Source organism: Streptococcus suis, assembly GCF_019794615.1.
Lineage (GTDB): Bacteria > Bacillota > Bacilli > Lactobacillales > Streptococcaceae > Streptococcus > Streptococcus suis_AI.
Genome location: NZ_JAIMDU010000031.1, coordinates 21828 through 30417, shown reverse-complemented (window position 1 = coordinate 30417; position 8590 = coordinate 21828). Strand labels below are relative to the sequence as shown.

The window sequence follows — 8590 nt, the reverse complement described above, 5'->3', positions numbered from 1 at the left end:
TCTCAGAGACAGATTTTGGACTTCTTTTGGACATGATAAAACTCCCCTTATCGTTTCTAGTGAAAATTTTTGTTTTTTCACTGTCCACTATAAGGGGAGTATATCAATGTAAACTTCAGGGGTTTTGTTCTATTTTCTTACTCCACCGTTACCATTGCTTTAATGGTTTTGCGGTTGGCCATGTCTTTGTAGGCTTGGTCGATATTGTCTAGGCTGTAAGTCTGAGTAAAGACACGGCCTGGGTTGATGTCGCCTTTGAGAACTGCATCGAGCAGGATTTCTTTGTCATAGGTTGTGACTGAAGCAGAGCCGCCACCGATGATGATGTTTTGAGCAAAGGTTGAGCCGAGCGCATGGTTGTTGTAATGAGGAACGCCAACGAAACCAACACGGCCACCGTTATGTAGGACACCGAGGGCTTGTTCGATGGAGGCTTCTGTACCGACACATTCAAGAGCAGCATCAGCGCCACCGCCAAGAATTTCACGAACTTTAGCAATACCTTCTTCACCACGTTCTGCTACGATGGCAGTAGCACCTGATTCAAGAGCCATTTGCTGGCGGTCAGCATGGCGACTCATCATGATAATCTGAGAAGCCCCGCGCATTTTTGCAGCAATCACAGCACATTGACCAACCGCACCATCACCGATGACAACAACCTTATCACCAGGTTTGACATCTGCAACACGCGCAGCATGATAGCCGGTTGGCATCACGTCAGCCAAACTAAGAAGAGATTTAATCATACCTTCAGAATAATCACTCGGTTGGCCTGGGATTTTTACAAGAGCCCAGTTACCATAGTGGAAACGGATATATTGTGATTGGTAATTGTTGCCCCAGTTCGTATAGCCAGGGTGGTTGTCACAAGTTCCATCAAAGCCAGCACGACAGGCATCGCAATGACCACACCCATGTGTAAATGGAACAATAACAAAATCACCAGGTACAAAGGTAGTGATATCTTCGCCAACCTCTTCTACAATACCAATGGCTTCATGCCCAGAATTGGTATCACCATGATCGTGATGAATGTGTTCCCCATAGTTCCAGAGGTCTGAACCACAGACACAGGCGCGAACAACCTTGATAATGACATCATCTTTCGCTTGAATGCTTGGTTTCTCGACATCTGTAACTGTCATTTTACCAGCTTTTTCGTAAATAGCAGTCTTCATATTGAATACCTTGTTCTACTTGTCTTAATAGTAGAACTCCTTTCTTGTCAATTAATAGCTAACCTAATGGGTTTTCTATTGAACAATTCTAGTATACACCTTGGAGTTGACTCCAAGTCAAGGGAAAAATTGCATTTGTTTTCACTTGACTTTATGATACACTATCATTAACATAAAAATTGGTTTGTATCATCAATTGTCCAGTCAATGAATCGTACCTAAAAAACCATCCACTAGAGAAAAGGAGATAGGATGAAACAGTTAGTTCCATATAAACGAATGCCAATTTGGAATCAGGAAACAGTTCCTCACCATTTTTTAACCAAGCACAATACCAAGGTGGGTACCTGGGGGAAGATTAAGGTCTTGAAAGGCCAACTCAAATTTGAGCCGATTTCAGATGACAATGAGATTTTGGGAGAATATGTCTATGGTCCGACAGATGATATTCCCTTTGTGGAACCGCAGGCTTGGCATCGAGTGACCTTGTTGACAGAGGATACGGAGTTTTTCTTGGAATTTTTCTGTCAACCGGAAGACTATTTTGCCAAAAAGTATGACTATACTCGGACGCATTCGGAGGTCTTAGAGGCATTGAAGATCATTGAGCCTTGTAAGGTCTTAGACTTAGGCTGTGGGCATGGTCGAAATAGTCTCTACTTGGCTCAGCAGGGGTTTGAGGTAACAGCTGTAGATAAAGATGTACCGAGTATTCGGACACTCTTGCAGGTCAAGGAAGTGGAAGATCTGGAGCTTCAAGCTGGAACATATGACATCAATTCAGCCAGTCTGGAGCAGGACTATGACTGGATTATCTCAACAGTCGTCTTTATGTTCTTAGAGCGAAATCGGGTACCGGACATTATCCACAATATGCAGGAGAAAACACGCACTGGAGGTTATAACTTGATTGTGGCGGCCATGGATACAGAAGATGCGCCATGTCCTATGAATTTCTCCTTTACTTTTGGGGCAGGTGAGTTGAAAGAATACTACCGTGACTGGGAACTGGTCAAGTACAATGAAGATTTCGGTCAACTTCACAAGAGAGATGAACAGGGCAATTTCCTTAAAATGCGTTTTGCGACCATGTTAGCACGAAAGAAATAGGGATAATCTCTATTTTTTTAATCAAAATCGTTTACAAATGTAATCAAAAAGTATATAATTTGATTACAAACGTAGTCAAAAGGAGAGCAGTATTATGAAAACATCCATCTATAATGTCAACGGGATGACTTGTGCAACCTGTGCATTAACTGTTGAAAAGGCTCTTGGAAAAGTAGCAGGAGTTTCCAAGGCTACAGTCAATCTTGCGACTGAAAAAGTAACTGTTGAATATGATGAGCAGGAAGTTGGAATGAAAGACTTGCAGATGGCTGTAGAAAAAGCTGGATATGAATTGGAAAATCCCTACCAGGGCCAAACGCTTGCTATTGAAGGAATGACTTGCGCAACCTGTGCCCTTACAGTGGAAAAAGCCTTGAATAAGCTTGATGGAATACAGAACGCCAGTGTGAATCTAGCAACGGAAAAAGCAACCATTCAGTATGATCCAGCCCATCTGAGCTTATCAGATATCGAGACAGCTGTTGAAAAAGCAGGTTATAAAGCTATTCTTCCTCAACCTACTTCGACAGAAGCTAAAAGAGATGGAAAAGAAGAGCATAAAAAAGACTTATGGAAGAGATTCATCTGGTCTAGTGTCTTTACTCTTCCATTGCTGTACATCGCTATGGGGCCAATGGTACCAGGTGGTGGATTACCCTTGCCAGCTAGTTTACACCAACCACTTGTTTTTTCCCTTGTGCAGCTCCTACTTGTCTTGCCAGTTTTATATGTCGGACGGGCATTTTATCAAAAAGGATTTAAAACCCTGTTTGCAGGTCATCCCAATATGGATAGTTTGATTGCAGTTGGGACAAGTGCAGCCCTGGTTCAAGGGATTATTATGACGATTTTGATTGCTACCAACCAAGTAGCCACCCAACATGGTCATCCTGAACTCTATTTTGAGTCAGCAGCTGTTATCCTAACGCTCATAACCCTTGGAAAATACATGGAGGCAGTGTCAAAAGGCCGTACCTCCGAGGCCATTCGTACATTAATGAATCTGGCGCCTAAAACTGCGCATGTCCTCCGTGATGGACAAGAAGTGACCATTCCTTTAGATCAAGTCAAAGTAGGAGATGTGCTTCAAGTTCGACCAGGTGAGCAGATACCTGTCGATGGAAACATAGTAGAAGGTCAATCGACAATTGATGAATCCATGCTAACAGGGGAAAGTTTACCTGTGAAAAAAACAGTTGGTGATACAGTTGTTGGAGCTACACTGAATCAGCATGGGGCATTTCAGATGCAAGCCACAAAAGTCGGTGCAGATACAACCTTATCTCAAATTATTCGCTTGGTAGAAGAGGCACAAGGTTCAAAAGCCCCGATTGCACAGTTGGCTGACCGAGTCTCAGCAGTCTTTGTGCCAATCGTCATGGCCTTAGCAGTCCTATCGGGTCTAGCTTGGTTTTTATTGGGACAAGAATCATGGATTTTCTCCCTTTCCATTACCATCTCCGTCCTTGTCATTGCCTGCCCATGTGCCTTGGGCCTTGCCACACCAACTGCTATCATGGTCGGAACAGGTAAAGGAGCAGAAAATGGTGTTCTCTTCAAGTCTGGTCAAGCGATTGAAGTACTTGAAAAAATCAATACCATTGTCTTTGACAAGACGGGAACCATCACTCAAGGAAAGCCAGTTGTAACCGACATTCAGGTTTTCGGCCATTTCACAAACGAACAAGCCCTACAACTAGCAGCAAGCAGTGAACAATACTCAGAGCACCCACTGGCACAAGCCCTTTTGCGTTCCGCAGAGGAAACCTCCATACCATTACTTGCCAGCAAAGATTTCCAAGCCCTTTCAGGTCGAGGCTTATCTGTGACAATAGCAGAGCAACACATCTTGTTAGGTAATGCCAGCTTGATGACAGAATCTGCTATTGAGATTGACCAAGCTGTAGCTGTCGCGGAAAAATTCGCCTCCGAAGCCAAAACGCCTGTTTATTTGGCAGCAGATGGGGAACTAGTTGCCGTGATTGCCATTGCGGACCAAGTAAAACCCTCTAGTCAGGCCGCTATCCAGGCTTTGCACCAAATGGGATTGGAAGTTGTTATGCTGACAGGGGACAATGCCAAAACAGCTCAAGCCATTGCAGATCAAGTTGGTATTGATAGAGTGATCAGTCAGGTCTTGCCAGAAGACAAGGCAGAGCAGGTGAAGCGGATCCAAGCAAGAGGCAAGAAAGTTGCAATGGTTGGTGATGGCATTAACGATGCACCTGCCTTGGCACAAGCAGAGGTTGGAATTGCAATTGGTTCAGGTACAGATGTAGCCATCGAGTCTGCGGATCTTGTATTGATGCACAGTGATCTAATGGATGTTCCAAAGGCTGTTCGACTGAGCCATTTAACCATTCAAAATATCAAACAAAATCTATTCTGGGCATTTGCCTATAATGTCGTTGGTATCCCAATTGCAATGGGTCTATTGCATGTATTTGGTGGTCCCTTGCTCAACCCCATGTTGGCAGGAGCAGCCATGGCTCTCAGCTCAGTTTCAGTTGTTTTGAATGCCTTACGATTGAAAGGCATGAAATTAAGTTAAGATAGTGTAGTTATTTAAAAAGAATGTTACTGTAAGATTGAAGTGTTCAATTCTTTTAGGGATATCGTTAAAAAAACATAATGGTATGGGTATTTCTATATCATTATGTTTCTTTGCGCTTCCAATTCTGTAAAATGATAGAACATGGATGAGCATGCTGTTCCAATATTCCCAAACAAATTAGTGGCTAAAAACTCCTTAAACGCTTACAATGATAACAAAAGGAAGGGAGAAAGCATATGACAACATTTATTGGACAAACCGTAACCTTGATTGGCCCCCGTTTGACCTTAGGGGATAAAGCGCCTGATTTTGTGCTGATGGATAATGATTTACAGGCAAAACATCTTTCAGAATTCGGTCAGAAAATAAAGGTGATTAGTGTTGTTCCATCGTTGGACACAGGTGTCTGTGATACACAAACTCGCCGGTTCAACCAAGAATTGGCACTCAATGAAGATACAGCTGTCATCACTGTTTCAGTGGATCTACCATTTGCTCAAAAACGCTGGTGTGGGGTAGCAGGCCTAGAAAATGCTGTGACCTTATCGGATTATTATGACCATGCATTTGGAAAAGCCTATGGGGTGTTAATGGAAGAATGGCATTTGCTTGCAAGAGCTGTATTTGTACTAGATAGTGACAATACCATTCTGTATGTTGAGTACGTGGACAATGTTAATACGCACCCTGATTACGAATCTGTCATTGAAGTGGTGAAGGGATTGGGGTAAATGTTCAAATCAGGAATAACGCTTGTTTTGTGATCGTACCAACTAAAGGAATAACTGTTTGACATGACAAAATAATCTCAATTTGCTACACTAAATGTGCTTGCTCAATGCACACAGGCTCATTTTCTTGTAGCCTTTGTTTTGCCAGATACGGAAAAGCCGCTACTTAAACAGTTCTGCACTGACACGGATTAAGTAGTGGCTTCATTTTTTGACAAAAAGATAGCTGCTTGTTATAATGATGACGATTTTATGAAATAAGGATATTGAGATGAATACAGTATTGTTTCAAGCTCGGGCTAATCGCTTGATTGAAGATGTTTTGAAAGCATTCCAACTTGACAAGAGAGGGACAATGGATGAGCTTCGATTGGAAAAACATTTACAAGAAATTTTACAGGTGTTGAATGAGTCTACAGATATCAATCGGCTCACTATTCGATTGGAAAAATTTTATCAAAATGCAAGTTTTCTGATTGGATTGGGCGACGTTCAATTAAGCGAAGCGACCAGACGAGCGTGGCGTGCCTATGACCAATTTCACTACGACCAAGTAAAACCCAAACTACTCCTTCATGGAAATACGAGGCTGGGGTAGGTTTTCGGGATCATAAAGAAAAAGAGCCGTGTGGCTCTTTTTAAAGTAATTTTAAATAATCACTCTTTGTCGAGAATAAGTTGGTGATATGAACAGTTAAATTATTTGCATCAATGTTATATAAGACAATGTAATCTTTCTTTAGGGGCATTCCCCGAGTGAGAATACCTGGGCTTATTTGTTTTCCAAATTTTTCATCAGCATTAAAGCCTGCTTCTGGGAAAATGGTTAGGATTTTGATGTTTTGAACTATTTCATCGATTTTATTTTTGGCAGTGATTTCTGATTGTGAAATATCATAAATGTATTGCTTGATTTTCTTTAATTCCTCCACGACTTGTGGGGCATAGATTAACTGATAGACCTTAATCGATTCCAAGTTCTTTCCTCATTTCTTCCTCTGTAAAATAATTACCGGATTGGATATCGTTGATACTTTTTTGGACTTCGGCTTGTAACTGTTGGAAAATCTTTTCTTTTTCAAGTTCTTCCTCGGTAAGTAAAGGAATCTCATTTTGAATGACAACGTTTTTTAAGAACAGATTAAAAGCCTGACTAGTTGTCATGTGTTCTTTTTTAAAAACAATTCTTGCTTTCTCAATTAAATCACTATTCGTTTGAAAATTGATTAATTTTTTTCCTACACTAGTCATTTTTTCTCCTTTTCCGTTTTGAACAATTGGTTATTTATATTAATAAAGATAATGATAAATAAATTATATAAATGTTTTATTTATATGTCAACTTCTCACCCCTTCAATGACACCCTCTCCCGTGTACAATTATCCCTTTTTGAAATTGTTGAGCAATAAAAAACAGTTGTTTATAATGCGTGTCAGTGATTGACAAATGTTTATAACAAGTGTATAATAACGATAAAGATACGGAAAGGAGATAGCTAATGACCACAAGGCGAGAACTTGAGAAGCTAGCAAAGGCTAAAGGGTTCTACCCGACGGACAAGGGCAAAGGATCGCACACGCTTTGGGAACATGACGACGGAAGGACAATATTAATCAGCAATCCGAAGCAAAAAGATTACAAACCCAAAACACTAAAAAATGTTCTCAAAATCCTTAACGAGAAATAGGGGGAACCTTCCCCACAATTCTTTCGGGTGGTCATTTGTTAACTATCGAATTATGAAATACACATATCTAGCACTATTTGAAGCGGATACAGACAACAGCGGATATACGATCACATTCCCAGACTTCCCAGGGGCAATCAGTGAAGCGGATACCTTGAACGAGGCTAGCTATAACGCCCGTGAAGTGCTTGAAATCTATACTATTATGTTTGAAGACGAGGGTAAAGAGTTTCCAAAGCCGTCTAGTTTTAAGGCTTTGGCTAGAGAGTTGTCCAGCGATGCAGACATCTTACAGGCTATTTCAGTAGATACTGACCTAGTAAGAGAGCGGGAACGTTCTAAAGTAGTGAACAAGACTGTAACGTTGCCTAGTTGGTTGGTAGAGGTTGGCAAAGAAAATAAAATCAATTTCAGTCAACTCTTGCAGAAAGCAATTAGAGAAGAATTACATGTATAAAACTCTCACCCCCTCAACGCCATTCCCTCAACCCAGGTGACTCCTTCTCGGACTTACGATGTTGGGGTAGGTTGTTCTATCTTGTAATCGTTACCAAAGTCACAACCCTTGGAAATCGAAGGGTTGTCTTTTTTATGCTATAATTATAGGTAGAAAGAGGTGTCATATGACCTATATCCAAGTGAAAAATGAAGGCAAATTCTATCAAATGGGGGAAGCCCTGATTATTGCTAATAAAGATGTAACCTTTGACATTGAGCAAGGTGAGCTGGTGATTATTCTAGGTTCATCAGGCGCTGGTAAATCAACCTTGCTGAATATTCTGGGCGGAATGGATCAAGCAGATGAAGGGGAAGTGCTGATTGATGGGGTAGATATTGCCAAATTATCAAGCCATGAATTGACCAATTATCGCAGAGATGATGTGGGCTTTGTCTTCCAATTTTATAACCTAGTAGCCAATTTAACTGCCAAGGAAAATGTAGAATTGGCTGCGGAGATTGTGAAAGATGCTCTTGATGCTGAAGAAGTCTTGGAACGGGTTGGCTTAGGACATCGGAAGGACAATTTCCCAGCTCAATTGTCAGGAGGGGAGCAGCAACGTGTGGCCATTGCGCGTGCCGTTGCCAAAAAACCAAAATTACTGCTCTGTGATGAGCCAACAGGAGCCTTGGATTATCAGACAGGAAAACAGGTCTTGCAAATCCTTCAAGATATGTCTCGAAAAGAAGGTGCGACAGTCATTATTGTAACGCACAATGCGGCACTCGCTCCAATTGCAGATCGAGTGATCCGTATGCGGGATGCACGAATCCATTCAATTGAACTAAACCCGAGACCACAGGACATAAGCAGTCTAGAGTATTAGG

General features: G+C 41.5%; 10 protein-coding genes. 7 read left to right on the top strand and 3 right to left on the bottom strand.

Annotated elements, in window-relative coordinates; all coding sequences use genetic code 11:
- Window positions 1-137: 137 nt before the first annotated feature.
- Complete coding sequence (locus K6V43_RS08875) at window positions 138-1181, bottom strand: zinc-binding dehydrogenase (protein WP_222382725.1); 1044 nt, start codon at window positions 1179-1181, stop codon at window positions 138-140.
- Window positions 1182-1433: 252 nt separating this feature from the next.
- On the opposite strand from K6V43_RS08875, the gene tehB reads away from it, so the two are divergent.
- From tehB to K6V43_RS08855, 4 genes are all read left to right on the top strand, one after another.
- A complete protein-coding gene (gene tehB, locus K6V43_RS08870) occupies window positions 1434-2291 on the top strand; it encodes an SAM-dependent methyltransferase TehB (protein ID WP_222382724.1) in 858 nt (285 codons plus the stop codon).
- A gap of 94 nt (window positions 2292-2385) precedes the next feature.
- Window positions 2386-4842 (top strand): heavy metal translocating P-type ATPase, encoded by a 2457-nt coding sequence (locus tag K6V43_RS08865; protein ID WP_222382723.1) that lies wholly within the window; start codon window positions 2386-2388, stop codon window positions 4840-4842.
- A gap of 239 nt (window positions 4843-5081) precedes the next feature.
- A complete protein-coding gene (gene tpx, locus K6V43_RS08860; protein WP_222382722.1) occupies window positions 5082-5576 on the top strand; it encodes a thiol peroxidase in 495 nt (164 codons plus the stop codon).
- Window positions 5577-5847: 271 nt separating this feature from the next.
- Window positions 5848-6174, top strand: coding sequence for a hypothetical protein (locus tag K6V43_RS08855; RefSeq protein ID WP_024405177.1), 327 nt, complete (start codon window positions 5848-5850; stop codon window positions 6172-6174).
- Window positions 6175-6214: 40 nt separating this feature from the next.
- Here the strand turns inward: K6V43_RS08855 and K6V43_RS08850 are convergent, their stop codons facing one another.
- On the bottom strand, window positions 6215-6553 hold the full coding sequence (locus tag K6V43_RS08850; protein ID WP_261311815.1) for a type II toxin-antitoxin system RelE/ParE family toxin: 339 nt from the start codon (window positions 6551-6553) through the stop codon (window positions 6215-6217).
- Window positions 6540-6827 (bottom strand): type II toxin-antitoxin system RelB/ParD family antitoxin, encoded by a 288-nt coding sequence (gene relB / locus K6V43_RS08845; protein ID WP_222382721.1) that lies wholly within the window; start codon window positions 6825-6827, stop codon window positions 6540-6542. The genes K6V43_RS08850 and relB overlap by 14 nt, the downstream gene beginning before the upstream one ends.
- Window positions 6828-7075: 248 nt before the next feature.
- Between relB and K6V43_RS08840 the strand changes: the two genes are divergently transcribed.
- The 3 genes from K6V43_RS08840 (at window position 7076) to K6V43_RS08830 (ending at window position 8589) form a co-directional block, all read left to right on the top strand.
- Window positions 7076-7264: a type II toxin-antitoxin system HicA family toxin gene (locus K6V43_RS08840; RefSeq protein ID WP_222382720.1), complete on the top strand. Its 189-nt coding sequence runs from the start codon at window positions 7076-7078 to the stop codon at window positions 7262-7264.
- Window positions 7265-7316: 52 nt separating this feature from the next.
- Window positions 7317-7721: a type II toxin-antitoxin system HicB family antitoxin gene (locus tag K6V43_RS08835; protein ID WP_222382719.1), complete on the top strand. Its 405-nt coding sequence runs from the start codon at window positions 7317-7319 to the stop codon at window positions 7719-7721.
- A gap of 166 nt (window positions 7722-7887) precedes the next feature.
- Entirely contained in the window at window positions 7888-8589 is a 702-nt protein-coding gene (locus K6V43_RS08830; RefSeq protein WP_222382718.1) for an ABC transporter ATP-binding protein, read from the top strand.
- Window position 8590 lies beyond the last annotated feature (1 nt).

What these genes read in the sequence shown, in the direction of transcription:
- K6V43_RS08875 (WP_222382725.1), bottom strand. Translation starts at nt 1,181, where the DNA reads ATGAAGACTGCTATTTACGAAAAAGCTGGTAAAATGACAGTTACAGAT.
- tehB (WP_222382724.1), top strand. Translation starts at nt 1,434, where the DNA reads ATGAAACAGTTAGTTCCATATAAACGAATGCCAATTTGGAATCAGGAA.
- K6V43_RS08865 (WP_222382723.1), top strand. Translation starts at nt 2,386, where the DNA reads ATGAAAACATCCATCTATAATGTCAACGGGATGACTTGTGCAACCTGT.
- tpx (WP_222382722.1), top strand. Translation starts at nt 5,082, where the DNA reads ATGACAACATTTATTGGACAAACCGTAACCTTGATTGGCCCCCGTTTG.
- K6V43_RS08855 (WP_024405177.1), top strand. Translation starts at nt 5,848, where the DNA reads ATGAATACAGTATTGTTTCAAGCTCGGGCTAATCGCTTGATTGAAGAT.
- relB (WP_222382721.1), bottom strand. Translation starts at nt 6,827, where the DNA reads ATGACTAGTGTAGGAAAAAAATTAATCAATTTTCAAACGAATAGTGAT.
- K6V43_RS08840 (WP_222382720.1), top strand. Translation starts at nt 7,076, where the DNA reads ATGACCACAAGGCGAGAACTTGAGAAGCTAGCAAAGGCTAAAGGGTTC.
- K6V43_RS08835 (WP_222382719.1), top strand. Translation starts at nt 7,317, where the DNA reads ATGAAATACACATATCTAGCACTATTTGAAGCGGATACAGACAACAGC.
- K6V43_RS08830 (WP_222382718.1), top strand. Translation starts at nt 7,888, where the DNA reads ATGACCTATATCCAAGTGAAAAATGAAGGCAAATTCTATCAAATGGGG.